This is a genomic window from Pseudomonas sp. EL_65y_Pfl1_R83 (genome assembly GCF_963970695.1).
Lineage (GTDB): Bacteria > Pseudomonadota > Gammaproteobacteria > Pseudomonadales > Pseudomonadaceae > Aquipseudomonas > Aquipseudomonas tritici.
Genome location: NZ_CAXAQI010000008.1, coordinates 144,280 through 169,068 on the forward strand (window position 1 = coordinate 144,280; position 24,789 = coordinate 169,068).

General features: G+C 58.9%; 18 protein-coding genes and 2 pseudogenes. 4 read left to right on the plus strand and 16 right to left on the minus strand.

Annotated elements, in window-relative coordinates; genetic code table 11:
* Positions 1 to 41: 41 nt before the first annotated feature.
* From AACY08_RS14075 to AACY08_RS14085, 3 genes and pseudogenes are all read right to left on the minus strand, one after another.
* On the minus strand, positions 42 to 1,475 hold the full coding sequence (locus AACY08_RS14075) for a serralysin family metalloprotease (protein WP_339469961.1): 1,434 nt from the start codon (positions 1,473 to 1,475) through the stop codon (positions 42 to 44).
* A gap of 363 nt (positions 1,476 to 1,838) precedes the next feature.
* Positions 1,839 to 2,945 (minus strand): DmpA family aminopeptidase, encoded by a 1,107-nt coding sequence (locus AACY08_RS14080; RefSeq protein WP_339469962.1) that lies wholly within the window; start codon positions 2,943 to 2,945, stop codon positions 1,839 to 1,841.
* Positions 2,946 to 2,954: 9 nt separating this feature from the next.
* Positions 2,955 to 4,319, minus strand: a pseudogene (locus tag AACY08_RS14085) (APC family permease).
* 199 nt (positions 4,320 to 4,518) lie between these two features.
* On the opposite strand from AACY08_RS14085, the gene AACY08_RS14090 reads away from it, so the two are divergent.
* Entirely contained in the window at positions 4,519 to 5,304 is a 786-nt protein-coding gene (locus AACY08_RS14090) for a helix-turn-helix transcriptional regulator (protein ID WP_339469963.1), read from the plus strand.
* A 45-nt stretch (positions 5,305 to 5,349) separates the two neighbouring features.
* Here AACY08_RS14090 and AACY08_RS14095 read toward each other — a convergent pair.
* From AACY08_RS14095 to AACY08_RS14120, 6 genes and pseudogenes are all read right to left on the minus strand, one after another.
* Positions 5,350 to 5,517 (minus strand): annotated as a pseudogene (locus tag AACY08_RS14095) (spermidine/putrescine ABC transporter substrate-binding protein PotF); the annotation flags it as partial.
* Between the two features lie 125 nt (positions 5,518 to 5,642).
* On the minus strand, positions 5,643 to 6,065 hold the full coding sequence (locus AACY08_RS14100; RefSeq protein WP_339469966.1) for a hypothetical protein: 423 nt from the start codon (positions 6,063 to 6,065) through the stop codon (positions 5,643 to 5,645).
* Between the two features lie 235 nt (positions 6,066 to 6,300).
* Positions 6,301 to 7,380 carry a polyamine ABC transporter substrate-binding protein gene (locus tag AACY08_RS14105; protein WP_339469967.1) on the minus strand — a complete coding sequence of 360 codons (1,080 nt, stop codon included), beginning with the start codon at positions 7,378 to 7,380 and terminating at the stop codon, positions 6,301 to 6,303.
* Between the two features lie 60 nt (positions 7,381 to 7,440).
* Positions 7,441 to 7,782 (minus strand): cupin domain-containing protein, encoded by a 342-nt coding sequence (locus AACY08_RS14110; RefSeq protein ID WP_049708379.1) that lies wholly within the window; start codon positions 7,780 to 7,782, stop codon positions 7,441 to 7,443.
* A 26-nt stretch (positions 7,783 to 7,808) separates the two neighbouring features.
* A complete protein-coding gene (locus AACY08_RS14115) occupies positions 7,809 to 9,215 on the minus strand; it encodes an NAD(P)/FAD-dependent oxidoreductase (protein ID WP_339469971.1) in 1,407 nt (468 codons plus the stop codon).
* 48 nt (positions 9,216 to 9,263) lie between these two features.
* Positions 9,264 to 10,073, minus strand: a complete 810-nt coding sequence (locus AACY08_RS14120; protein WP_339469972.1) for a helix-turn-helix transcriptional regulator — start codon at positions 10,071 to 10,073, stop codon at positions 9,264 to 9,266.
* Between the two features lie 257 nt (positions 10,074 to 10,330).
* On the opposite strand from AACY08_RS14120, the gene AACY08_RS14125 reads away from it, so the two are divergent.
* On the plus strand, positions 10,331 to 10,603 hold the full coding sequence (locus AACY08_RS14125; protein ID WP_049708382.1) for a DUF1652 domain-containing protein: 273 nt from the start codon (positions 10,331 to 10,333) through the stop codon (positions 10,601 to 10,603).
* 136 nt (positions 10,604 to 10,739) lie between these two features.
* Here AACY08_RS14125 and AACY08_RS14130 read toward each other — a convergent pair whose 3' ends face one another.
* Positions 10,740 to 13,187, minus strand: a complete 2,448-nt coding sequence (locus AACY08_RS14130; protein ID WP_339469973.1) for a UvrD-helicase domain-containing protein — start codon at positions 13,185 to 13,187, stop codon at positions 10,740 to 10,742.
* A gap of 219 nt (positions 13,188 to 13,406) precedes the next feature.
* On the opposite strand from AACY08_RS14130, the gene AACY08_RS14135 reads away from it, so the two are divergent.
* A complete protein-coding gene (locus AACY08_RS14135) occupies positions 13,407 to 14,102 on the plus strand; it encodes a pirin family protein (protein WP_339469974.1) in 696 nt (231 codons plus the stop codon).
* A gap of 55 nt (positions 14,103 to 14,157) precedes the next feature.
* On the opposite strand, the gene pgm is transcribed toward AACY08_RS14135, so the two are convergent.
* From pgm to AACY08_RS14155, 4 genes are all read right to left on the minus strand, one after another.
* Complete coding sequence (pgm, locus tag AACY08_RS14140; protein ID WP_339469976.1) at positions 14,158 to 15,801, minus strand: phosphoglucomutase (alpha-D-glucose-1,6-bisphosphate-dependent); 1,644 nt, start codon at positions 15,799 to 15,801, stop codon at positions 14,158 to 14,160.
* A 105-nt stretch (positions 15,802 to 15,906) separates the two neighbouring features.
* Positions 15,907 to 17,313 (minus strand): aminotransferase-like domain-containing protein, encoded by a 1,407-nt coding sequence (locus AACY08_RS14145; RefSeq protein ID WP_339469977.1) that lies wholly within the window; start codon positions 17,311 to 17,313, stop codon positions 15,907 to 15,909.
* The gene (locus tag AACY08_RS14150) at positions 17,310 to 18,734 is read right to left on the minus strand and encodes a hypothetical protein (protein ID WP_339469979.1); all 1,425 of its coding nucleotides are present in this window, start codon (positions 18,732 to 18,734) and stop codon (positions 17,310 to 17,312) included. The genes AACY08_RS14145 and AACY08_RS14150 overlap by 4 nt, the downstream gene beginning before the upstream one ends.
* A 703-nt stretch (positions 18,735 to 19,437) precedes the next feature.
* Positions 19,438 to 20,460 carry a zinc-dependent alcohol dehydrogenase family protein gene (locus AACY08_RS14155; protein ID WP_339469981.1) on the minus strand — a complete coding sequence of 341 codons (1,023 nt, stop codon included), beginning with the start codon at positions 20,458 to 20,460 and terminating at the stop codon, positions 19,438 to 19,440.
* A gap of 247 nt (positions 20,461 to 20,707) precedes the next feature.
* On the opposite strand from AACY08_RS14155, the gene AACY08_RS14160 reads away from it, so the two are divergent.
* Entirely contained in the window at positions 20,708 to 21,622 is a 915-nt protein-coding gene (locus AACY08_RS14160; RefSeq protein WP_339469983.1) for a LysR family transcriptional regulator, read from the plus strand.
* Between the two features lie 271 nt (positions 21,623 to 21,893).
* On the opposite strand, the gene AACY08_RS14165 is transcribed toward AACY08_RS14160, so the two are convergent.
* Positions 21,894 to 23,501: a GMC family oxidoreductase gene (locus tag AACY08_RS14165; RefSeq protein WP_339469985.1), complete on the minus strand. Its 1,608-nt coding sequence runs from the start codon at positions 23,499 to 23,501 to the stop codon at positions 21,894 to 21,896.
* 69 nt (positions 23,502 to 23,570) lie between these two features.
* A complete protein-coding gene (locus tag AACY08_RS14170; protein WP_339469987.1) occupies positions 23,571 to 24,788 on the minus strand; it encodes a mandelate racemase/muconate lactonizing enzyme family protein in 1,218 nt (405 codons plus the stop codon).
* Between the last annotated feature and the right edge of the window lies 1 nt (position 24,789).

Consider the following 24,789-nt stretch of genomic DNA (forward strand, 5'->3'; position numbering starts at 1 on the left):
TCCCTCCGTAAAGCGCGACGCCGAAGCGCCGCGCCCGTGCATCACGCTACGATGTCGCTGACCGCAGCCTGGCCGACGGTGGTGACGAGGAAGTCCGCCACGCCGTGCCCGGTGAAGTCCACTGCCAAGGTGCCCAGGTTGGTACCTGCGGCGTAGGTCAGCACAGCATCGCCGGCATGCCCGGTGAAGGCATTGACGAAGGTCAGGCCTGCACCTTTGGTAATGCCGGACAGGTCGATCTTGTCCGAACCCGAGGCAAAGTCAAAGATCTTGTCCGCAGCCCCTGGCTTGGAGTCGGAACTGGCACCGAACACAAAGGTGTCGTTGCCGGCGCCGCCCCACAGCTGGTCCGCACCGCCGCCGCCGTAAATGAGGTCGTTGCCGGCCCCGCCCTTGATTACGTTGGCGGCGTTGTTACCGATGATCAGGTCGTTGCCCGCGCCACCGAACGCGTTCTCGAGGGTCACGCCCTTGGCGATGGACACGTTGCCCACCAAGCCACCCACGTCCGAGAACGAAGCCTCATTGAGGTTGATCTTCTGGTTCTGAGTGAAACCGGAGAAGTCCAGGGTGTCATTGCCACCACCGTCCCACACCGAGAACACCAGCTTGTCGGCATTGGACGAAGCGCTGAGGAAATCACGCCCGGTGTTGGAGTTGAAACCGTAGGTAGTGTCGCCGGCACGGGTGTTGTAGTTGGCGCCGTAGAGCTTCTGGATCGCGGCAATGTCGTCGATCAACGGCCCGGACGCGTAAGCCTCGACGCCGCCTTTGCTGAAGTTCTGGTTAGTGTTGCTCTCGCTCCAGTAGCTCATCAGGCTGTAGCCGCGCGTGTCCTGTCCATAGGTCGCGTCGTTGTAGGTCGGGTTGCCATTCCCGGCGTTGTAGTCGCCAGGGTGAGCCAGGCCCAGGGTGTGGCCGATTTCGTGGGTCAGGGTTTGCCGGCCGTAGTTGTTCAGGTCCGGGGTCTTGTTGGGCGTGTAGCTGTTGTTGGTCAGGTACCACGAGGTGCCGTCGTAGCCTGCGCCGGTGCCGGGCAAGTAGGCGAAGGCCGCCGCGCCGTCCTGGCCGCTGCTGTAGTTGCCGAAGGTCATGTGGCCGTCACCGCCGGTGGCTTTCTCGGTGAAGGTGATGTTGGCCACGTCCGCCCAGGATTGCATGGCCAGTGCGGCCTGTGCTTTCTGCTGGGTGTTGAACTGACTGAAACCCGAGATGCCATGTTTGTTCATGGTGCTCGAAGAGGCCGAGGTGAGGAAGGTGTAGGTCAGGTCGATCTTGCCGTTGCCGTCAAAGTCCCGGTACGCGGCGCCGTCGCGCAGCAGCTGGGTGGCTGCCTGGTCAACAGTGTAGGAGGGTTTGCCATTGACCGTGAGGTTGCCGCCACGGTCGTACAAATGGCTGAAGCTATCGATTTGCGAGTAAGCGGTACTGGCTTGGGCCGCCGACACGATAGCCTTGTCTTTTACTTTTGACATAAACGTACTTCCTTGTTTGCAAGTGCATCAGTCTTTGATCGATAGGAACCCCGCGGGCGAGATCGTCCTATCACTCGCCTCTTTTGAAGGCGTCACGAAACTGACACAACTTGAAATCTTTCGTCTAGCTCTTTTCCAGCGTTAAAAATCAGCCTGCCTTCAACCCAACTAAGTTCAGTGCCGTGTTTATTGGACAGCCTTGGTTTTGTCCGACAAAAAACAGCGCGCAGTTATTTAAATATTAAATAGCGCTAACGCCGCACACGTTGAGCGACGCTGTTAATTAAAGGATCCACTAGATTGCCAGGGTGTCATTGGCAACATTAAACAGCCATTACTTGTATTAATAACGTCGCGTGTCCCCTATTGCCGGGACATACTCCACCCCGTCTTGCGTAGTACTGCCAGCAATGTATCGCCACTCAGGCCAGGCACCAGGACGCCGTCATCAGTCACCATGTCCTCGCCTGCCAGGATCGCATTGATGATCGCCTCTTCCACCGCCTCTGCCGCCGCGCTGAACAGCGGCGAAATATGGTCATTGTTGACCATCTGCAGCGTGCTGCTGAACGGCAGGCCTTTGCGCCCGTAATCCGCCGCTGGTAAATCCCGGTTACCCGTGGAAAACGCCAGGAACAGGTCACCGCTGGAGTCCTCGGTGCCGCCGCCGGTACGCGCGATGCCGATGGACGCGCGCTGCGCCAGTCGCTGGCATTGGTGCGGCAACAGCGGCGCGTCGGTGGCCAGGATCACCACGATCGAGCCCATGCCCGGCGTGCCTTGCTCGGCAAACGGCGAAGAAATCTCCATCAACTGGCGCCCCACCGGGTAGCCATCTACCCGCAGTTCCTGGCGTTTGCCATGGTTGGCCTGCACCAGCACGCCGACGGTCCAACCGCCCTGCTCCGCCGGCAAACGCCGCGAGGCTGTGCCGATGCCGCCCTTGAATTCATGGCAGATCATTCCGGTGCCGCCGCCGACTGCACCTTCCTGCACTGGGCCGGTTTCGGCGTTGTCCACGGCTTCACGTACGTGCTCAGGGCCGACATGCTGGCCCCAGATATCGTTGAGCAAGCCGTCATAGGTTTCCATCACCACCGGCATGCACCAGTACACCGCTGGGTCCGCCAGACGTTCGCGTTCCAGGGCAATCAGGCTGTCGCGCACAATGCCGATGCTGTGTGTGTTGGTGATGGCCAGCGGCGTGGTCAACAGCCCCGCTTCGCTGACCCACTCAAGGCCAGTGGCATCACCATTGCCATTGAGCACGTGGTACCCGGCAAAGCACGGTTGCTGCCGTGCCTCCCCGGCGCGCGGCTGGATCACGCTGACGCCGGTACGCACGTGCTTGCCGTCGATACGCGTGTTGAGCGTGCTGTGGCCAACCCGAACCCCGGGCACATCGGTGATCGCGTTCCACTCACTGGGCGTGCCCAGCCCCAACGTGATACCCAATTGACGTGCGCGCATAACCACTCCTTACAATTTCTGGAAGACCGGACTCGACCGGCCACTGATGCAATACAGAATCACTGACAGTGCCAGCAAACCGATGATGATCATGATGTCGCGGATCGAGGCTGCCGCCACCAGGGTGACCAACAGATAGCCCGCACCCAGCACCGCGAGCAACGCCGGCAGCGGCCAGAGCGGCATGCGATAGGGATGCTCGCGATCACGTAGCAGCACGCGGCTCATCAACGCACTCAACGCCACCACCAGGTACACCAGCATGATCAGCAACACACTGAAGGATGTCAGGTCGGCCAGGTTGGAGCTGAAACTCAGCAGCGCCGATGGGATCGCCAGGAACAGCGTAGCCAACCAGGGCGAATCCCAGCGCGGGTGAATGCGCGTAAAGAGCTTGTTGATGCCTGGCGTCCACAGCGCATCGCGCCCGCTGCTGAACACCACGCGGCCGATCTGGATCACGATGGCGACAATCGCATTGAACACCGACAGGAAGATCCCGGCGCTGACCAGGCGCGACAAGGTTTAATTGCCATGGCTGGTCAACAGGTAGCCGATAGGGTCCGGGCTGCTGATCATCTCGCTCAGCGACGGCGCACCGATCAACAGTGCGGTGATCGGCACCAGCTCGATGATCACCACCAGCCCCAAGGACCACAGCACCGCTTTGTGCACGCCCTTGCCGCCACACTTCATGTCTTCGGCCAGCAACACCGCCGGGCCGTAACCGTTGTAGGAAAACAGGCCGATGCCCACCGCGCCAATCACCAGGGCCCACGGCGCCAGGTGCAACACGCCGTTTTCGACGATTTGCGGCTGGAACAGCACGCTGGCCGGCTGGACGGGGTTACCGAAGCCGATCACCACGATCACCAGCAACGCCGCGACTTCCAACAGCAGGCAGGTGCCGGTGATCCAGGCATTCAGCTTGATATTAAGGATGCCCAGGGCGTAACTGCACACCACGATCACCAGGGCGACGGTTTGGGAATCGAACTTCGTGCCCAGGGCGTTATTCAAGTAAGTCGCCGCGCCCGTGGCGAGCACGGGCGGGATAAACAGCAGCATCACCAGCACCGTCAAGAACGTCGCATAGCCTGCCATGCCACCAAACACGCGCTTGGCGTACACATATTCACCGCCCGCACTGTTGTGGGCGCGGCCCAGTTCGGCATAGCAAAAGGCGAACATCAGCGCGAGCAAACCGGCCATCACAAACGCCAGGAACACGCCGCTGCCGGCTTGCTGGATGGCAAAGGGCGCAATCACAAACACGGAACTGGCCGGCGTCACCGCAGAGACGGTGATGGCGACCACATCGAAGACACTCAAGGTGGGTTTCAGCACGCCGTCAGGCGTGGGGGAAGTGCTGATATCGTTATCCTCTGTCGTTGTTCTTGGTGTGAGGCAGAAACGAAAAATGACGTTTTTTCGGGATATCTTTCCCGTTGAATGATCACGAACATAAACACTGCGTTTATGTCAGCCAATTCCCCTATTGGCGTACTCCCCTTGACGACACCCGGCAAAAGCCGAACCCTTGGCCGATCTTTTGCTGGCGGGAGCCATTGATATGAGCCTGTTTCGGGAAGTCGGCATGCACGCAGGCCTGGGCCGCACCGTCGCGCACATCGGCACCGAACGCTTTTGGAAACAACTGGTGCTGTTGTTGCACCAGTGCCTGCCCTTCGATAACGCCCTGGCGATCTTCTACCCCTTGGATGGCCCGCCCCAGGCGTTGGAGGAATACGACGCCCAGCCCAGCAGCAAACCGGCGTCGATGCTGGTGTACCTCAATGGTTTGTATCTGCTCGATCCGTTTTACCAGGCGTGCCGCGAGGGCTATGCCAGCGGCGTGTACCGCCTGGAAGAAGTGGCACCGGACCATTTTCGCCAGAGCGAATACTTCCTCAATTACTTCCACGACAACGTGCTGGAAGACGAGGTGCAATTCATTCTGCAATTGCCGGGCGCGGGGACGTTGTCGCTGTCGTTGGGCATGCAGCGACGGTTCAGTTTTGAGCAAACCGGGCTGATGACGACGGTGGCGGCCTGGGTACTGCCGTTGATGCAGCAGCACTGGCAGCAAAGCACCCAGCGGGCGCCAGCGATGGACAGCCAGATCCGGGATGCGTTGAGCCAGTTCGGTTGCGGCGTGCTGTCAGACCGCGAACTGGAAATCGCCCGCCTGGTGCTGCGCGGGTTTTCCTCCAAGGCCATGGCCGAACGCCTGAAGATATCGCCGGACACGGTGAAGGTGCACCGTCGGCATTTGTACGCCAAGCTGGATATCTCGTCACAGCCGGAGCTGTTTTCGTTGTTTATCCAGTCGTTGGGGCATGATTTAGAAAACCCGTGACCCCGGACGTACGCGGTCAAAAATGTGGGAGCGGCGGCGTTGCGCTTATTTACCAGTACGAATGGTATTCCACACCCGCGTACGCACCCGGTCGATATTCAGCGGCATCGCTTCCAGCGCAAACAACTTGCCCATCATGTCCGGGCTTGGGTACACCTTGGTATCCGCCTTGATCGCCGGGTCTACCAGGCTGTCTGCCGCCGCGTTAATGTTGAGCGTCCGTAGTTATTCCATTTTTTGATAAAAAAATGCCTCTCCAGCTTCTTGCAACGCTAGAGAGGCACATGACTCAATAAAAATAACGCGCTACCTATTCACATGAATAGATAAAAACAGGATTAGTTTGTCCCGGTTAGATTAAATTTTAAATCTACAGAATAGGACTTTTTGTCGTCAATGCCGCTGGCAACAATAGTACCTTGAATATTATTAGACGCATCGTCCCTCTTGAGTTCGACAGTACCCGAGGTCAAGCGGATCGGCGGCCTGCCTCCGAGCGCCCCACCGCCGCCGGGACTGGACAGTAGAACACTCACCAACTTCAGGTCCCCCAGGATGAGTTTGCCACCCTGCGTATTTTGGTCGCCCACGGCAACTTGCACACATATCGACTCTGTCGAGGTGTCCTGAGTGCCAAAGAAGCGAAGGGCCATACTCTCAGTATCGTACTCATAATTGATGTCACGGCGAACGGAGGTTGCGGAAAACGAATTTTTCACACCGTCCAAGGTGACATTCCCAGTCATTGTTCCAGTTGTCATGATTCAATACTCCAAGGCTAAGTTATACCGCGAAGTCATTGAACCACTGCTACTGCCCTCCAGGTACTGTCAACTATGACAGTCTAGTCAACGGTCTTTTAATAGCCATTGAATCTATTCGCGACCTTGTCACGACTCTACCGATATTGAGTCACCGTTTGCCCGGGCACAAACGGCGACTGCCACGGTGATAACACTGATCGATATTAACCGTTCACTTTCCAGAGAAGAGCACTCAGCGCCCGGTACGAATGGTATTCCACACCCGCGTACGCACCCGGTCGATATTCAGCGGCATCGCTTCCAGTGCAAACAACTTGCCCATCATGTCCGGGCTTGGGTACACCTTGGTATCTGCCTTGATTGCCGGGTCTACCAGGCTGTCTGCCGCCGCGTTACCGTTGGCGTAGTGCACGTAGTTGGTGATGCTGGCCATCACTTCCGGGCGCAGCAGGTAGTTCATGAACGCGTAACCGGCTTTTTCGTTCGGGGCGTCGACGGGCATGGCGACCATGTCGAACCAGATCGCAGCACCTTCCTTGGGAATGTTGTAGCCGATATTCACGCCGCTCTTGGCTTCCTTGGCACGGCTTTCCGCCTGCAGGATGTCGCCGGAGAAGCCGACCGCCACGCAGATATCGCCGTTGGCCAGGTCGGCGGTGTATTTCGAGGAATGGAAGTACGCCACATAAGGCCGCACTTTCATCAGCAGCGCTTCAGCCTTCTTGTAGTCTTCGGCTTTCTTGCTGTGGTGCGGCAATCCCAAGTAATTAAGCGCGGCCGGCAGCAGTTCCGGGCCGTTGTCGAGGATCGCCACCCCGCATTTCTGCAGCTTGGCCATGTTCTCCGGCTTGAAGATCAAGTCCCAGGAATCCACCGGCGCGTTGTCGCCCAGCACGGCCTTGACCTTGTCGATGTTGTAGCCAATGCCGGTGCTGCCCCATAGGTACGGAAAGCCATGGGCATTGCCCGGGTCATTGTTTTCCAAGGCCTTGAGCAGCACCGGATTAAGGTTTTTCCAGTTGGGCAACTGGCTCTTGTCGAGCTTCTTCAGCGCGCCGCCCTGGATCTGCCGGGCCATGAAATGGTTGGACGGGAACACCACGTCGTAGCCGGATTTACCGGTCATCAACTTGCCGTCGAGGGTTTCATTGCTGTCGTACACGTCGTAAGTGAAACCGATGCCGGTTTCTTTCTGGAAGTTCTTGGTGGTGTCCGGCGCGATGTAGTCCGACCAGTTGTAGATCTTCACCGTCTCGGCGGCCTGGCTGATAGAGGCCACCAACATCAAGGGCAACAGGGCAATGGCTTTCATGGTTCGATTTCCTGGCGGTTTTAGGGCTGTTGTTATGGCAGGCGATCAAGGATCAAAGCGTTACAGAATCAATACGTAAGTCTTGCGCACGGTTTCCTGGATATCCCAGATACCTGTGCTGTTGGCCGGCAACATCAGTGCATCACCGGCGTTTATATGGACGATTTCACCGTTGTCAGGGGTGAAGGTGCAGCGGCCCTGGATAAAGTGGCAAAACTCCTGGGATTTGATCTGTCGACGCCACACGCCCGGGGTGCATTCCCAGATGCCGGTTTCGACGCCGTCGTTGCGCTCAACGCTGAGGGTCGACGCGACGGCGATGGGCTCGCCCAAGGGCACGGCCACCGGTGACGAGTCCGGCAAATGGGCATTCAGCGCGTCTTTGAATTGAGTGATGCTCATGGGTTTTCCCGTGTGAGTGAATCGACTTAGTGCATGAAGCCTTCCATGAACCCCGCCACGCCGGTCGCCAGCTTGCGGCGCCAAGGGGCGGTATTGGGGTTGGCCAACACCTGGTCTTCATGGACGAAACTGCGAATGATCGCGTTGTAGCCCAACCAGCGGCAGGGCTCGGGCTCCCAGGGCTTGAGCGCCTCCAGGCCACGCTCGCGGATCACCCAGGGTTGGTGGACCAACGGTGTGTCCCGGCCCAGGATCAGGTCGGCCAGCGTGCGGCCACCCAGGTTGGTGGCGCCGACGCCCTCCCCGCCATAACCGCCGGACAGCGCGATGCCGGTCTTGTGGTCGCAGAGCATGTGCGGACGGAAGTTGCGCGACATCCCCAGGTTTCCGCCCCAGGAATGGGTAATCCTGACGTTCTTGAGCTGTGGGAAAAGCTCACCGAACAGGTAGCGACGCAGCTCCACTTCGCTGTCGGTCAAATCGAAGTCGTGCCGCAGTTTGCCGGCGAACTGATAACCGCCCCGCGCGCCAAACACCAAACGGTTATCCGCCGTGCGCTGGCCGTAGGTGACTTGGCGGCTGCTTTCGCCGAAGGCTTGGCCATGGCTCAGGCCGATTTCGTCCCAGGTACTGGCCGGCAACGGCTCAGTGGCGACGATCAGGCTTTGCACCGGCAATTGGTAACGGCCCAGTGGCGGCAAGGTCGTGGCATAACCTTCTACCGCTGGCACCACCCAGGCCGCCCGAACAGCCGCCTTGGCGGTGCGCAGGCTGCCGGACTGCCAGTGGGTGACCGGGGTGTTTTCGTAGATCGTCACGCCCATGCTTTCAACCACCCGCGCCAGACCGCGCACGAGCTTCGCGGGGTTGATGGTTGCGACGTGAGGCGCATAGATACCGCCATAGGGCTTGGCGATGCGGACCTGTTCAGCCAATTGTTGCGGGCTGAGCCAGCGGTAGTCGGCTTCGGTCAGGCCTTGGGCGTGGAGTTTGTCCAGGTAGCGGCGCAGGCTGCCTTCCTGCTCGGGGTAACGCGCAGCGCAGTACAGGGCGCCGCCCTTGCGGTAATCGCAGTCGATACCTTCACGCGCCAGCACCTGGGCCACTTCATCCGGGATGGCGTGTAACAGGTCAAAGGAGGCGCGGCGCTGTTCGGGATCAAGGCCGGCCAACAAACGGTCTTCACCCAGCAGGTTGCCCATCAGCCAACCGCCATTGCGACCGGAGGCGCCGAACCCGGCGGTTTGCGCCTCGATAATGGCGATGTTCAGCTCGGGGGCCTGGCGTTTCAGGTAATACGCGGTCCACAGCCCGGTGTAACCGGCGCCGATAATGGCCACGTTGACGTCCAGGTCATGCGCCAGCGCCGGCTGCGCTTGCAGCGGGTCGTCCAACTGGTCCATCCATAAACTGATGTTGCGCCATGCCGGCATGCCAGGTTCCCCTACCTCGTTTCGATAGGTGGATCCTAGAGCGCGCTGTCAGGGGCTGTCTTGCGCGCGTGCACGCAGGGAAATTTGTTTGACGTAGGCTTTGGGCGACTGGCCCGTGTGCTGGCGGAACGCGCTGTAAAACGCCGACAGCGAATTGAAACCGGCGGCAAACGCCAGGTCGTCGACCTTGATCGGCGGTACGGCGTTATCCAGCGCGGCCAGCAAATGCTGGAGCCTTGCCTGGTTGACGTAGCGGTAGAAGCTCTGCCCCAGCACCTGGTTCAGCAGGTAGGAAATCTGATTACGGCTGTAGCCACACTCCTTGGAAACCCGCTGCAGGTCCAGCTCCGGGTCCAGGTAGGGTTGCTTGCGCTCAAAATAGTGCTGCAGGTCATTGGCCATGTGCCCCAATTGCTGCGGCGACAGGCCCAGACGGCTGACCGAAGGCCGCGCGGCCTGGGCCGGCTGCTCATGCACCAGGGAAGCGTACTCGTGGACCCGCCAGATCAACCCATCCCGAACGGTGATGGCCTCGCTGGTGCGGAACGACACCAGCCCCTGGCCGCCGCGCAAGGTGATGCGGTACTGGATGAACGCAGTGTCACCCTCGGCGCGAATACGGTCGGTATGCTCAATCGCCTCGTCAGCCTCGCGTGGCATGCTGGCTTGCAGGTATTCGCGCAACTCAGCGAAACCGACGACACGGTTCTGGAAAAAATCGTGGTACTGGATGTCCGGGTGGTAGTAGGACATCACGCCCTCAAGATCCCGATGGCGCCAACACAGGTGGTGGCGCAACACCAGCTCACGTGTGACCTGGGATTGCTGGGTGTCATCGTCTGCAGCGATGTCTGGCATGGCAGGCTCGGCGGCGGGTAAACCGTGGAGAGTGCCGAATTTTGCGGGGGCCTTCAATGGTCAATTGGAACTTCTGACTAATGGCCTTTTGCCCAATTTCAAGTAGGACATGACCCACATCAAGCGACTGGAAAACAACTGCCGAACGGGGCAAAAAAAGTCACCTCGCAGTTGCGAACGAATGCTATTTTTAGTGCTTCAACGCCAAGACCAGTGAAGGACTTGGCCCTCCTGCGGCGAGCTAAAGGAAGCGCTCAATGAACAAGGTGGGCAATATGAATAAAGTGACGTTCCCCAACGCCTGCCAGCTGATGCGCTGGCATTTTCATCCGATGGGTTTCGAGGGCAGCATGGACGCGCCCGGCAGCATGATCGTCCGCCTGTTCGACCGCGCCAGCGGCGAGACGCTGATAGCCATCGCCGGCATCCCCTGTGCAACGGTGATGAATGCGGCGGATGTGGAGCGGATTATCGAAGCGGTGGAGGATGAGCTGGAGTCGTTTGTGCCGCCGCAGTCATTGCGGGCCTGAACACATTCTTTCAGCCAGTGAAGATCAAAGGGTGGGAGCTGGCTTGCCTGCGATAGCGGTGTATCAGTCACTGCAAATGTCGACTGATTCATCGCCATCGCAGGCAAGCCAGCTCCCACATTAGGTATTTGCAAGCCTAACTGCGTTGATCGTCAAAAAACGCTTTCTTGCCGTCCACCCGCTCCGACGCCTTGGGCACATTCACCGCCTGGCCTTCGGGCTTTTCCACGTACCAATAGCAATGGCTTACAGCCCGGGTAATGCCCACGTAGGCCAAGCGCAGCACCTCGTCTTTTTGCGCATTGTCATACGGCTCGCTGTCACCGTCCTTACCCAGGCCCGCCATGCGGTACACCTGGTTCTTGTAAGGCGAGCTTGTGACATGCTGGCAATCCCCAAGCAGAAATACCGCATCAGCCTGCAAGCCTTTGGCACTGTGATAGGTCAGTTGCTTCAACCTGCGCATCGGCGACGGCAAGCTAGAATCCACGTTAACCACAGACTGAATATGTTCTTGAATCAAGAGCTTATCGCTACCTTTTCGATACAGCATCAACACCGAATCACCCTTCTGGTAGTGCTCCTGCAACACCCGCCCCAATGCCGCATCGTCCCGTTCCAGCACCTTGACCGGCACCAGCGCCTTGGGCGCGCCACTGGCCTTGGCCTTCTTGCCGGGGATCGCCGGCGCGGCGCGCACGATATGCTCGGCCGCGTCGATGATGTGCTGATGGCTGCGGTAGTTCTCACCCAACATCACGCGGGTGGTGGCCGGTGAAGGGAATTCGTTGTTGAACGCCATGAAGTATTTGGGCGAACTCCCGCGCCAACCGTAGATCGACTGCCAGTCATCCCCCACGCACAGCAGCGATGAGCGCTGGGCGCCACGCCCGACGTGCATGGCCGGGCCACGGCTGCGGATCTCGCGCAGGCTGGCGCGGATCCACGAGACAATTTGCGGCGAAACGTCCTGGAATTCATCGATCATCAAATGCGACAAGGGCCGCAACAGCGTGTCGCTGAGCAGCTTGAGGTTTTCCGGCGTATTTTCGCCAAACAGCGAGAACATGCGGTTGTAGGTCATGATCGGTGGCGACTGGTCCAGCAGGTGATCTTCCAGGGCTTTCCAGAAGATACTCAAGGCTTCGAAGAAAAACCGGTCCGGGTCATCCTTGGCGAAGCTCATCTGCCCAACCGCAGTCGGTACGTCCAGGCCCAGGTTCTCGATGAACCCGGCAGCCATCACGAAACTGTCCAGCAACGGCGCCGAAGCCAATTCGCCTTTAACCTTGTAATCAAAGCCTGGCCCGGCAGTGGCATCACCGGCCAAGCTGCATAAAAGCCGCTTTGATGATTCATAACTATCGAGCCATATCAGAGGCTTACGGCAGAAAGCTTGAAACAGTGTGCGCTTAACGGCCCATTCTGCGCGCAGTGACAACTTTGCGTTGGGCCGGCTGAGCTGGGCGTTTTCCCGTGAATCAAAGCCCAGTACCACCCAAGCGTCTAGCTCGCGGATATAGCCATGGCAGTGAAATTGCGCGCCATTAATTTCCACAGTCTGCCGATTGGGCTCAATGCCTTTGATCGGCCAGGCGCCCGCACGGAACCACAGGTCCTCGATGGCGTCGCAGAGTTCTTCATCGCGCTTGGCCGCCAACTCGGTCACGGCCATGCGCTTTTGCACATCCGGATGATCCCGTTCCAACTCTTTGAGCTGCAGCCCGTGGCGCGCGAGGGGCGCAATCAGCTCACGAAAACGCGCGTGCTGCCCGTGCAGCCGGTGATAGCAGGCATTCATCTGCTGGCGCTGGGCTTCGTTGATACGCAGGTCGAAGGGGTTGCTGTCAGCGTCTTCGACGCCCGAGTTCAGGTTCTCGAACGCTTGAAGGCGCTCAAAGCCCGGCAAGCTGCGCACCATCGGCAGGATGCGCGAGTGAAAGGTGCGCACCACGGCTTGAGCTTCTTTAATAACAAGGGGTTGGCCCCATAGGCTAAGAACTTCCATGAGCTTGTTGATGAAGTCTTTGCGCGACTCACGGGTGAAGGTCACCACCGTCATTGAGCTCAGCTCGAAGCCCAGGTAATGGGTGAGCAGCAAAATACGCAGTACCAAGGAGGTTGATTTGCCGGCACCGGCACCGGCAATCACCGAGGTGGACGGTGTATCGCTGAAAATCATCTTCCATTGCGCCGCGCTGGGCTGGGCGTGAGCCGGCAACAATCGCGCAACATCAGCTTTGATGCGCTTTTTCAACTCGGCGGTGAGCGGCAGGCGCCAGTCATCAAACAGACTGTCATCAACTCCCGGCGCACGGTGCTCGTCCGGGCGGAAGTCGCGAATCAGCAGCACTTGCCGACCTTCCTCGAGGCCATCAGCCTTGCCCTCGCGATAGCCATATTCCACACCCGCTTCATGCCCGCTGCGAAAACCGTCGGCCTGACCGTGCAGCCATGAATACCGGTGCTGGGCGCGCAGGCGAGTCAAACCATGGCCAAACAGGCGCGCGGCCAGGCGTTTCAACCAAGGCATTTCAGCCAGAGGGCGCAGTTCGGGGGGCAAATCAGGCGGTTGTTGCGACACGCGGACTCCTGCGGTGAACAAGGTGTTTACATAAGGCCCCATGGTCGCCGGAATCGACGCTCAGTTCCAGCCAATTGCTTTGCAGTCATGCAGTTAGGCGATGAACTGAAAGTCAAAACGCCACTAAGCAATCAAGTAAATCGATAGGAGTCAGGCATTTTTTACGCTTTTTATCGATCATGAGCTGCAGGATCATAAGCGCATCCACAGGAGACGATCATGCTTGAACTTCGACCTTTCACTTCCTTGGGCGGCGCCCACCACGGCTGGCTCGACGCTCATCACCACTTTTCATTTGCCGAGTACCACGACCCCAACCGCATCCACTGGGGCAACCTGCGGGTGTGGAACGACGACATCATCGCGCCGGGGACCGGGTTCCCGCAGCACCCACACCGCGATATGGAAATCATCACCTATGTGCGCGAAGGTGCGATCAGCCATGCCGACAACCTCGGCAACAAAGGCCGCACCGAAGCGGGTGATGTACAGGTCATGAGTGCGGGCACCGGGATCGCTCACAGCGAGTACAACCTGGAAGATACGCCGACCAAGATTTTCCAGATCTGGATTATCCCGAATGAAGCCGGATTGCCGCCTTCCTGGGGAGCCAAGCCGTTTCCGAAAGGTGATCGCGAAGGATTTGTAACGCTGGCCAGTGGCAAGACCGGTGATAGCGAAAGCCTGCGTATTCGGGCGGATGCGCGGCTCGTTGCGGCGAATCTGAAGGCTGGGGAAAGCGCTGAATACCGGTTGGACAGCGGTCGACGCGCTTATCTGGTGCCTGCGACCGGAGTGATTGAGGTCAATGGTTTGCGTGCGCACGCTCGTGACGGCATTGCGGTAGAGGATGAGCAGGTGTTACGTGTTATCGCCATCGAAGACTGTGAAATTGTCTTGGTCGATCTGGCCTGACGCTGTCCAAATGTGGGAGCGGGCCTGCCCGCTCCCACATTGGGTTTTGTAAGTGTTACTCGGAGATGGCGCCGTCTACCAATACCTGCGCTTCTTCCACCAACTGTTTGAGGTGATCTTCGCCAATAAAGCTCTCGGCGTAGATCTTGTAAATGTCCTCAGTGCCCGATGGCCGTGCAGCAAACCAGCCGTTTTCGGTCATCACCTTCAAGCCGCCGATCGCCTGGTTGTTACCCGGTGCGTGGCTAAGGATCTGCTGAATGTGTTCCCCGGCCAATTCAGTCGACATCACTTGGTCCGGTGACAGCTTGCCGAGCAAGGCTTTCTGCGCCGGCGTGGCCTTGGCATCCACGCGAATCGCAAACGGCTCGCCCAGGGCGTCGGTCAGGCCGCGGTAGATCTGGCTTGGGTCCTGGCCTTTGCGCGAGGTCATCTCCGCGGCCAGCAGCGCCGGGATCAAACCGTCCTTGTCAGTGCTCCATACGCTGCCATCCTTGCGCAGGAACGAAGCGCCAGCGCTTTCTTCGCCGCCAAAGCCCAACGAACCGTCGAACAGTCCATCAGCAAACCACTTGAAGCCGACCGGCACTTCGTACAGGCGACGGACAATACGTGCAGCCACGCGATCAATCAGGCCGCTGCTGACCACGGTCTTGCCCACGGCTGCGTCAGCGCGCCAGTCAGGACGGTTCTGGAACAGGTAATCGATGGACACTGCCAGGTAATTGTTCGGTGCCAACAGGCCACCGGACGGCGTGACGATGCCGTGGCGGTCGTGGTCCGGGTCGCAGGCGAAGGCCACATCAAAGCGATCCTTGAGACCGATCAGACCTTGCATCGCGTAGCTGGAGGACGGGTCCATGCGGATCTGACCGTCCCAGTCGACGCTCATGAAGCGGAAAGTCGAGTCGACTTCAGTGTTCACCACGTCCAGGTTCAGGCGGTAGTGCTCGGCAATCGCCGACCAGTAGCGCACCCCTGCTCCGCCCAGCGGGTCCACACCCAGGCGCAGATCGGCGCTGCGGATGGCGTCCATGTCGATCACATTGACCAGGTCAGCCACATAGCTGTTGAGGTAGTCATGGCGATGGGTGGTGTCGGCTTTGAGCGCCTGTGCATGGGTGATGCGCTTGACCCCGGCCAGTTTGTTGGCCAACAGTTCATTGGCCTTGGCTTCGATCCACTTGGTGACGTGCGTATCAGCCGGGCCGCCGTTGGGCGGGTTGTACTTATAGCCGCCGCTCTGCGGCGGATTGTGCGACGGCGTGATGACGATGCCGTCGGCCAGGCCGCTGGTGCGGCCACGGTTGTAGCAGATGATCGCGTGGGAGATTGCCGGGGTCGGCGTGTACTCATCGCCTTCGGCCAGCATCACGTGCACGCCATTGGCAGCCAGCACTTCCAGCGCGCTGGCACCGGCGGGCGTCGACAGCGCGTGGGTGTCGAGGCCGACAAACAATGGGCCGTTGATACCCTGGGCTTCACGATAGAGGCAGATGGCTTGGCTGATGGCGAGCACATGCCATTCGTTGAAGCTCAATTCGAATGAGCTGCCCCGGTGCCCGGAGGTCCCGAAAGCCACACGTTGGGTGGAGATTGCTGCATCAGGCTGGCCGGTGTAGTAGGCCGTAACCAGTCGCGGGATATCCACCAGCAACTGGGCTGGCGCCGGCTTGCCCGCAAAAGGACTGATTGTCATGCATAAACCTCGGAAAGAAGGATTTGGAAAAAATGGCAGTTTACTGAGAGTTGGACTGCTGCGCGACGTTATCGATCCTACAACAATAAGAGAAACTTCACGCAATCAACCGGTCTGTGCCTGATGCAGTGCGTCGCTTATAGCAGCCAGGGCGATATCCAGGTCGGGTTGCCCGTGAAAGGCGTAGCTCAAGCGCAGGTTCTGTTGATGCAGGCCACTGACACTAAACAACTCGCCGGGCGCAATCACTACCTGCTGGGCGAGCAGGCGCTGGAACACCTGGCGCATATCCACAGGCTTTGTGGAGCCCAACCAAAACGTCGCCCCGGCAGTTGGCGCGCGGTAGGCCACTTGGTCTCCCAGATGCTGCTCCAGGCGGTGACGCATTTCCTCTGCCTGCTGGCGCAACTGCAGGTGCAGTGTGCGCAGGTGCTGGTCGATGCGCCCGCTTTGATAAAGACGGGCAATCGCGCGCTGGCGAATCGACGACAACCGAAAGGAACGCAGCAGGAACTGGCGCTGCAATTCACTGCTCTTGCGCCGAGACAGCAGATAACCATAAGGGGCTTCCGACCCAAGGACTTTCTCGAAAGAGGAAAACACCATCAGTCGCTCGGGGTTCACCAGTTCGCGCAAGGCTGCCTGCGGTTCTGTAAACCCCAATTCGCCATAGGTGTCGTTTTCCAACAGCCAGCAACCGTACTGATCGAGCATTTGCGCAACGGCCAGGCGGTCCTGGGTCGGCATAGCCACACCTGCCGGCAGGCTGACTGCCGACGACAGCAACACCAGGTGCACCGGCTCATCGCACAACAATTGGTCAAGAGTCACCAGGTCCAGACGCCCCTGCAGCGTCCAGGGCAACTCGATAATACGTACCCCGGCATCCTGGAGAAGGCGCAAGACCAGCCAGTCGCAGGGTGATTCCACAATTACCGTCGTCCCCCTCAGGTCCAAGACTTCGACGAGGATGTCCAGTACACCGCGCAGGTCGGCACCGATGTAGACGTCATCGGCATGCCAACAGCGAGTGGGCGAAGAGGTATAACGCGCCGCCAGCGCTGCGCGCAGTTCCCAGACACCGCAGGGCTGGGCCCAGGGTTGCAGATGTTGCGGGTATTGGCGTACCAACTCCCGCTCCAGGCGCAACAGGTTGCTATCCAGCGACACCAGCAACGCAGGTTCATCGCCACTGAGCACCACCATGCCCGGGCGGCGAGCCGCTGCGTAAAGCCGATCGAGCAGGTCGCCAGCGGCCCACGCCAGCGGGTTTGCCGACATAGGCCAGGCGTAATAGCCCGACTTGGCCACCGAATAGACCCTGCCCTCCTTCTCAAGCAGCGAGTAGGCGTACTGGACGGTCGAGATCGACACGTTCAGGCGCCCCGCCAATTGCCGCAGGGACGGCAGCTTTACCCGCGCGTCGGTACTGACGTCGTTAATCAGGTTGATCATGTAGCGGTAAACCGCCTGATACGCGAAATCCGCCCGCCGTTCGCCGCGCAGTATCATTGCCCGGACAATTGACAGGCCTGCGCGCTGTCATAGCCCGTGGCACCCGCACTGCGCAATTTGCCGCCCGCGTTGACCAACGGACGTTTGCGATAGAGGTGCTGCAGCAAGGGCATTGGCAAGCCGCTGGTGTCGGTGACCCATTGCTGCAACATCTCAGCGCACGGCTTGCCCTGCAGGACCTTGTGCAGCTCGGGCAAAGCAACCAGCATGCCGGGATGGCACTGGCGCAAATAGCCTTCCAGGCGTTCGCCATGATGGATAAACGGCGAAAACAGCAGGCAAATCAATTGAGTCTCGTCCAGGCCGAAGAACTGCTGGGCGTGAGTGCTCGACTGGCTGCGCCCTTCACGCGTCCCCGCCTGCGTGAGTAACGCCTCGGGCATGTTCATGCGACTCAAGAAGTGTGCTGCCTGTTGGATAAAGCCTTGCACCCCTTCTTCATAGCTCATATCTCGCAAGCATTGAGCCTGCAACCCACGCAGATGGGCCATCAGCAGCGGGATGGAATAGCTTGGATGGCTGAAATGAAACCCCAGCGGATCAGGGGCAAAGGCCATGAAGTCGGTGAGCATGGGCGAGGATGGGAGGTCTACGTTGTCCAGCAAATCGGCAACGCCGATGTAGGACAGGTTCCGGTGGCCGGTCTTGCTGGGGTTGTCACTGGCGACATAATGCTCCCCGTATGCATCACGGTAATAACCGGTACTCCATTCGTCCATACGTGCGAACAGACCGGTCAGCGACGACGGCCAGGCCTCAGGCATGGCTATGCCAGAGCCCACTGCCGTGTTCTTGAGCCAGGCAAGAAACTGTCTCTGCTTGCGCGGAGAGTCTGCGCTGACCAGTGCGTGCACCCCGCCATTCCAAGCGGTAACGCGCTGGTAAAAATCCCCCAATGCCAGGTAGGTGTCACTGCACACCGTGGCGCGGCAATCACCGGAACTCAGATGGCCGACAATCAACCTGTTGCGTTGGCTGCTTTCTCGCCCAACGACAGAGGCGGGTCGCAGGTGGTTGAAGAGCAATACTTCCTGGTTATCCACCATCAGTAACTCAACCCTTGGATCATCGTGCAGAAACAGGCGGCCATAGCCTTGATCGAGGCTGTCGAGCCTGCCCTCGGTCATGCCCGCATGCCGCAATGTCGCCACCCTCAAGTGAAAGGTACGCGGGGCGCGGCCAGCGATGGTCAACTGCGCGGCACGCAACAACGCCAAGGTGTAGCTGCTCACTTCGCCACCACCATGCGCCACCAACACCTTGTAACCGCCCACTTGCTCCATGCCGCCGGCTGCCACGACGATTCGCTGGACCAGCAATTGGAGTGCCGTGCGTTCTGCGCGAGTAAAGTGCCCGATCAACCGCTGCAGAACTTGTTGGTAAACATAGTTCATAGCTTGTTCGTGAATAGTGCTCATCGTTTTACTACCTGAGTTGAAATATTAGTTTCAAGCAACTGCTGACAGTGTTTGCTCGACCGATTGCGTCTGTAAGAAATTCGCGCACAGCCTTGTACGCCGATGACTAGACACTAGCACCGTGCAACACAACGACACGAGTATCCGAGGGCAAAGCCCAAGACCTGCAAGCGCGTAAACCTCTGGATCTATTGGGCCAAAACAAATCCGATCACAGTCCTAGGAACTTTCCGACAAGCTCTTACACACCGTTAACCGACTATTAAAGGAACTGTCCGACACGCGCGCCAACCAACTTCCCCACTCATGGGCACGAAACTTTTCATGAGCGCACCTATTTCCCTCATGCCATGTGAACGCCGCGACATTAGTTTCAGGCGCTCGCAACAGTAGTGTCAGATATTCAATCATTGCTCAGTCCTTGAGATGAAAGTGAAGACGCAATTATCAGTGCTGGAATAATGATTAATAGATACAGAACCCTGGCGAAAACCAGTGCAGATGAGCAACCGCCAGCCCAAACTCACGCGCACACAAAGACGCCGCACTGGAATTCAGGGCGGCGTCAGCGAAAAAGTCAGGATTCAGGGGTTAAAGTGCCAGCAGGCACCTGAAGGGGGGATACAGTTTAAGCCCTGTCAAATGGCGCATTTGCCCCATGCGCCAAGTGCCAGGAAGACGCGTTTGAGAACCTTCCTACGTACTAAACAGCTTCAACCTGCAACGCAACACGCTCGCGGCACGGGCATTCGTCCATGTATCGGTGCGCTTCCACGAACTGATTGAACGGGAACACGGTGGTTTTCAACGGCACCAGCACGCGGTCGGCTGTCAGTTGGTTGATATCGCGCAACGCCCGTTGCAAGGCTACGTGGTCCTGAATGATGCCCAGCTCCGGTTTGCCAGTGAAGTTACCGATGCAGTGCACAAAAAACTGAATGTTCTTCTGGAACGCCGCGCACGCCGGGAAGGGCGTCTGGTTACCGCCCTGCAACCCATACAGCACCAAGCTGCCACGGGGTGCCAGTACGTCACCGAGCAAGGACATCTGCGGGCCACCCAAACCGTCGAACACCACGTCGACACCGCGGTTGTCGGTGAACTTGTTGATTTGCATCAGCAGGTCTTGCTCTTCGGTGACGATGACCTTTTCCGCACCGAGCGACAGCAGATACTCACGCTCCGCGCTGTCCTTGGTAGCGGCAATCACCCGCACCCCAAGGGCCTTGCCCAGCTGTACAAAGGATGGACCGGCGCAGTGGCTGGCGTCCGTCACCAAGGCAAATTGCCCGGGCTTGACCCGTGCCAAGTCCACGTAGGCGAAGTAGGCGATCAACAGCGGCGTGTAGTGCACGCTCGCTTCAATAGGGCTCAAGAGATCCGGGTACCGGGTCAGGGCCGAACGGGGCAGGACGATCTGCTCACCATACACCGGGTAGTCATTGGGGCTCTCGGCCGGAAAACTGGCGACTTTATCGCCCACTGCGAAGTCATCCACGCCATCGCCTACGGCGACCACCACCCCGGCCATTTCATGGCCAAGACCGGACGGTAATCTTGCATGGGAAGACGCCAGGTTCTGGCGCCACAAAATGTCATACCAACTGATGCCAATCGCTTCGACACGCACCTGCACTTCGCCGGGTGCGGGCTGCGCGGCTGCATGCTCTTCGCATTTGAGCACCTCGGCCGGACCAAACTTGTGAAAACGGATCATGCGGGACATCGCAAACCTCGTCAAAGTAACCTCTAATGCCATGAACTCTATCTGGGCTTTACGGGTAAGGCCACCGGTCGCCATTAATAGTCGACATGTCTGTCATTGATTCAGCGTCTGAGGAATAGACCTCAGCTCTTGTAAGAAAACTCAATTTTCCTGTGCAGAGTAACAGCCTTTCCCCGTAAGATTCGTGCTGGCCATTGTTGTTATATGCCCGCTCTCGTCAAGTCAGCTGACTCTTCCAGGACACAAGATGAACCGTAACGACCTGCGTCGTGTCGACCTTAACCTCTTGATCGTATTCGAAACCTTGATGCATGAGCGCAGTGTGACCCGCGCCGCCGAGAAACTGTTCCTCGGCCAGCCAGCCATCAGCGCGGCGTTGTCACGCCTGCGCGGGCTGTTTGATGACCCGCTGTTCGTGCGCACCGGACGCAGCATGGAACCGTCGGCCCGAGCGCTAGAAATCTTCGCCCTGCTCTCCCCGGCCCTGGACTCCATTTCCACCGCGGTCAGCCGCGCCGCTGAATTCGACCCGGCCACCAGCACCGCAGTGTTCCGCATCGGCCTGTCCGACGACGTCGAGTTCGCCCTGCTGCCTCAACTGCTTAAACGCTTGCGCGCGGAGTCACCCGGCATCGTGCTGGTCGTGCGTCGCGTCAATTACATCCTGATGCCCGGCCTGCTGGCCTCCGGCGAAATCTCCATCGGCGTCAGCTACACCGCCGACTTGCCGGCTAACGCCAAGCGCAAAGTATTGCGCCGCAGCCTGCCGAAACTGCTGCGCGCCGACAGCGTGCCGGGTTCGCTGAGCCTGGACGACTTCTGCGCCCGCCCCCACGCGCTGGTGTCATTTGCCGGTGACTTGAGCGGGTTCATTGATGAAGAACTGGAAAAACTCGACCGCAAACGCCACGTGGTATTGGCGGTGCCGCAATTCAACGGCCTGGGCACCTTGCTCGCGGGCACGGACATCCTCGCGACCGTGCCGGACTACGCGGCCGAGGCGTTGACCTCGGCGGGTGGGTTGCGTGCGGAAGACCCGCCATTGCCGGTGCGCAGCTTTGAGTTGCATATGGCGTGGCGTGGATCACAGGATAATGACCCGGGCGAGCGCTGGTTGCGGTCGCGGATTCAGATGTTTTTTGGCGACCCTGAGAGTCTTTAGGTGTCGTCGGACAGGGTCTTTTCCTGATCATTTCTGCCTTTCCACAAACCATGGAGCTCCATTCACTTCCAGTGGATTGCTACGGTGGGGGCACATCTGAGGGCATACTTTGGATGGATTAAAAAGGATGCCCCCAGTCTAAGGTTAAGCACCGTTCCCTCTTGGTCAGTTGGATCAAGGGTTCGACAACTATCGATCCCAGCTTTCGTATTGTCGAATACTCAGGTTAAACAAAAAAAATCGGCGGGCTTTCAATCACTATGGCAACGAATCAGGCGTCCTGCAAAATCAGGTCGGCGCCCTTCTCCGCCACCATCAGGACTGCGGCGTGGGTATTGCCGCTCGTCACATTGGGAAAAATCGACGCATCGACAATGCGTAGACCATCGAGACCATGGACTTTAAGCCGTTTATCGACCACTGAGTTCTGTACATCCGCCCCCATCGCGCACGAGCCGCACAGGTGGTAGATCGAACCGCTGTTTTCGCGAAAGTACTGCAGCATCTGTTCATCGCTTTCGACCACCGGCCCCGGGAGGACTTCAGCAACCGTGATGCTTTTCAAGGCCGGCGCCTGCATGATTTTGCGCATCAGCCGACTGCCTTGGATCACTTCGTCGATGTCTTTTTGCGTACTCAGGTAATTGGGATCGATCAGCGCAGCGTCTCGAGGGTTATTCGACTGGATCTCGATATGCCCACGACTCGTCGGCCGGCACGGGTTGAAACATAGCAGGAAGCCGGAATACGGCTCAGGCTTGAGGCTGGCCTTGTTGTTTTTCGGGATCTGGTACGACAGCGGATTGAAGTACAGTTGCAGGTTCGGGTTGGCCTGCGACTCGTTGCCACGGAAGAAACCACCGGCCTGGTTGACGCTCATCGCCAAGGCACCCTTGCGGGTCAGCAGGTATTTAAGGCCGAGCTTGAACTGCCCGAACAGCGAGCCGAGCTGGTCATTCAGCGTCGGGATGTTGGCCTTGTAGTAGTAGCTGACGCACAAGTGATCCTGAAGGTTCTTCCCCACCGCCGGCAGGTGCTTGACTAGCGGGATCTGGTGCCTGGCCAGCAACGCCTGATCGGCGACACCGGATAGCTGCAGAATCTTCGGTGTGTCGACGGCACCGGCGCAGAGGAGCACCTCTTTGCGCGCCTGGAAGGTGCGGACCACGCCGTGTTGGGTCACGGAAATGCCGCTGGCCCGCTCGTTCTCGAACAACACCCGATCCACCAGTGCGTAATGCTCAACCGTCAGGTTTGGGCGGCTTAGTGCGGGATGCAGATGCGCAAAACTACTGGAGCTGCGCTGACCGTCCTTGGTGTTGACGTCGTAGATACCCGAACCTTCGAATTTCGGTCCGTTGAAGTCGTCACTATGCGGGTACCCGAGTTCGTCGCAACCCTTGAGGAACACATCGCAGATCGGATGGGTCTGGCCCTTCATCGGAGTGATGCTGATCGGGCCGCTGCCGCCGTGATATTCGGTGTCGCCCAGCGGGTGGTTTTCCAGTTTGCGGAAATACGGCAGCACGTCCTTGAAGCCCCAGCCGTCGTTGCCGTTGGCGGCCCAGTCGTCGAAGTCATGGGCTTGGCCACGGACATAGACCATCGCATTGATCGAGCCCGAACCGCCTTGGACCTTACCGCGCGGGGCATAGATTTCGCGATTGTTGAGCTGCTTTTGCGGCTGGCTGTAGTACATCCAGTTGAAGGTCGGGTTGTAATACATTTTGGCGAAGCCGACCGGGATCTTGAACCACAGGGAACTGTCCTTGCCGCCCGCTTCCAGTAGCAGCACCGTGTGTTTGCCGCAGGCCGAGAGCCGGTTGGCCAGGATGCAGCCTGCAGCGCCTGCGCCAGCGATGATGTAGTCGTATGTCATGCACGGTTACCGCGTAAGTCGTTATCCAAAAAAACACCCGTTCCCACAAGTGAACCACGGGGAATTCCGTCAGCCTCTGGCCGGCGATGTGTCTTTGACGTCTGCCGGCGTCGGCGCCATTTGCAGGTGCAAACGCTCGCCGGTGTATGGCGAATGCCTGCGCACCACGTCCATGTTGAGCTCCACCCCAAGCCCCGGCTCGGTGGATGGGATGATGTAGCCGTCCTCCCATTGCAGTGGTTTGGTCAGGACTTCGGCGTGAAAACCACCCCAGGTCATGATGCTTTCCTGGATCAGGAAATTCGGAGTGCAGGTTGCCAGCTGGAAACTCGCCGCCGCGCCAATCGGCCCGTTATAGAGGTGTGGCGCGATCTGCGCGTAATAGGCCTCGGCCATGCTCGCGATCTTCTTGGCTTCCAGCAGCCCGCCGCATCGGGCGACGTTCATTTGCAGAATCGACGCACCAGCGGCCTGCAACAGCTTGAAGAATTCGTACTTGGTGGTCAGCCGCTCGCCCGTGGCAATCGGGATTGTGGTCTTGGCCGCGACTTGCGCCATTGCCTCCTCCTGTCCCGGTGGCACCGGTTCCTCAAACCACAACGGGTCGTACTTCTCCAGGCGCTTGGCCAGGCGAATCGCCGAGGAAGGGACCATTTGCCCGTGGGTACCGAACAGCAGGTCGCACTTATCGCCCACCGCTTCGCGGATCTTGCGGCAGAAAGTTTCGCAGCGCTCCAGTACTTCCAACGATATCTGGTGCCCGGAGTACGCGGTGTAGGGCCCCGCCGGGTCGAACTTCACGGCGGTGAAGCCTTTGTTCATGTTCTTGATGGCGCATTCGGCAGCCAGGTCCGGGTCGTCGTAGTCGTATTCGCCCTTGCTGTTGACGGGATAAAGGTAGGTGTAGGAACGCAGACGCTCGTTGACCTTGCCGCCCAACAGTTCATACACCGGTTTGTTCGCCGCTTTGCCGATGATGTCCCAGCAGGCCATCTCCAGACCGCTGACCACGCCCATCATGGTCAAGTCCGGACGCTGGGTAAAACCGCTCGAATAGGCCTGACGGAAAAAGCGTTCAATGTGATGCGGGTCGTGGTTGAGCAGATAGCGTTCGAACACGTCTTCGATGATCGGCAGCATGGCTCTGGGGCCGAAGGTCGCAGCATAGATTTCGCCGACACCTTCAATGCCGCAATCGGTCTTGAGCTTGACGAACAGCCAGTACATGCCGCCGATATGCGGTGGCGGGACGGCGACGATATGAGTTTCAAGGGCGACGATTTTCATC

Bases quoted from the DNA above. Each gene is read 5' to 3' on its own strand.
- AACY08_RS14075 (WP_339469961.1), bottom strand. From the start codon at position 1,475: ATGTCAAAAGTAAAAGACAAGGCTATCGTGTCGGCGGCCCAAGCCAGT.
- AACY08_RS14080 (WP_339469962.1), bottom strand. From the start codon at position 2,945: ATGCGCGCACGTCAATTGGGTATCACGTTGGGGCTGGGCACGCCCAGT.
- AACY08_RS14090 (WP_339469963.1), top strand. From the start codon at position 4,519: ATGAGCCTGTTTCGGGAAGTCGGCATGCACGCAGGCCTGGGCCGCACC.
- AACY08_RS14100 (WP_339469966.1), bottom strand. From the start codon at position 6,065: ATGACAACTGGAACAATGACTGGGAATGTCACCTTGGACGGTGTGAAA.
- AACY08_RS14105 (WP_339469967.1), bottom strand. From the start codon at position 7,380: ATGAAAGCCATTGCCCTGTTGCCCTTGATGTTGGTGGCCTCTATCAGC.
- AACY08_RS14110 (WP_049708379.1), bottom strand. From the start codon at position 7,782: ATGAGCATCACTCAATTCAAAGACGCGCTGAATGCCCATTTGCCGGAC.
- AACY08_RS14115 (WP_339469971.1), bottom strand. From the start codon at position 9,215: ATGCCGGCATGGCGCAACATCAGTTTATGGATGGACCAGTTGGACGAC.
- AACY08_RS14120 (WP_339469972.1), bottom strand. From the start codon at position 10,073: ATGCCAGACATCGCTGCAGACGATGACACCCAGCAATCCCAGGTCACA.
- AACY08_RS14125 (WP_049708382.1), top strand. From the start codon at position 10,331: ATGAACAAGGTGGGCAATATGAATAAAGTGACGTTCCCCAACGCCTGC.
- AACY08_RS14135 (WP_339469974.1), top strand. From the start codon at position 13,407: ATGCTTGAACTTCGACCTTTCACTTCCTTGGGCGGCGCCCACCACGGC.
- pgm (WP_339469976.1), bottom strand. From the start codon at position 15,801: ATGACAATCAGTCCTTTTGCGGGCAAGCCGGCGCCAGCCCAGTTGCTG.
- AACY08_RS14145 (WP_339469977.1), bottom strand. From the start codon at position 17,313: ATGATACTGCGCGGCGAACGGCGGGCGGATTTCGCGTATCAGGCGGTT.
- AACY08_RS14150 (WP_339469979.1), bottom strand. From the start codon at position 18,734: ATGAGCACTATTCACGAACAAGCTATGAACTATGTTTACCAACAAGTT.
- AACY08_RS14155 (WP_339469981.1), bottom strand. From the start codon at position 20,460: ATGTCCCGCATGATCCGTTTTCACAAGTTTGGTCCGGCCGAGGTGCTC.
- AACY08_RS14160 (WP_339469983.1), top strand. From the start codon at position 20,708: ATGAACCGTAACGACCTGCGTCGTGTCGACCTTAACCTCTTGATCGTA.
- AACY08_RS14165 (WP_339469985.1), bottom strand. From the start codon at position 23,501: ATGACATACGACTACATCATCGCTGGCGCAGGCGCTGCAGGCTGCATC.
- AACY08_RS14170 (WP_339469987.1), bottom strand. From the start codon at position 24,788: ATGAAAATCGTCGCCCTTGAAACTCATATCGTCGCCGTCCCGCCACCG.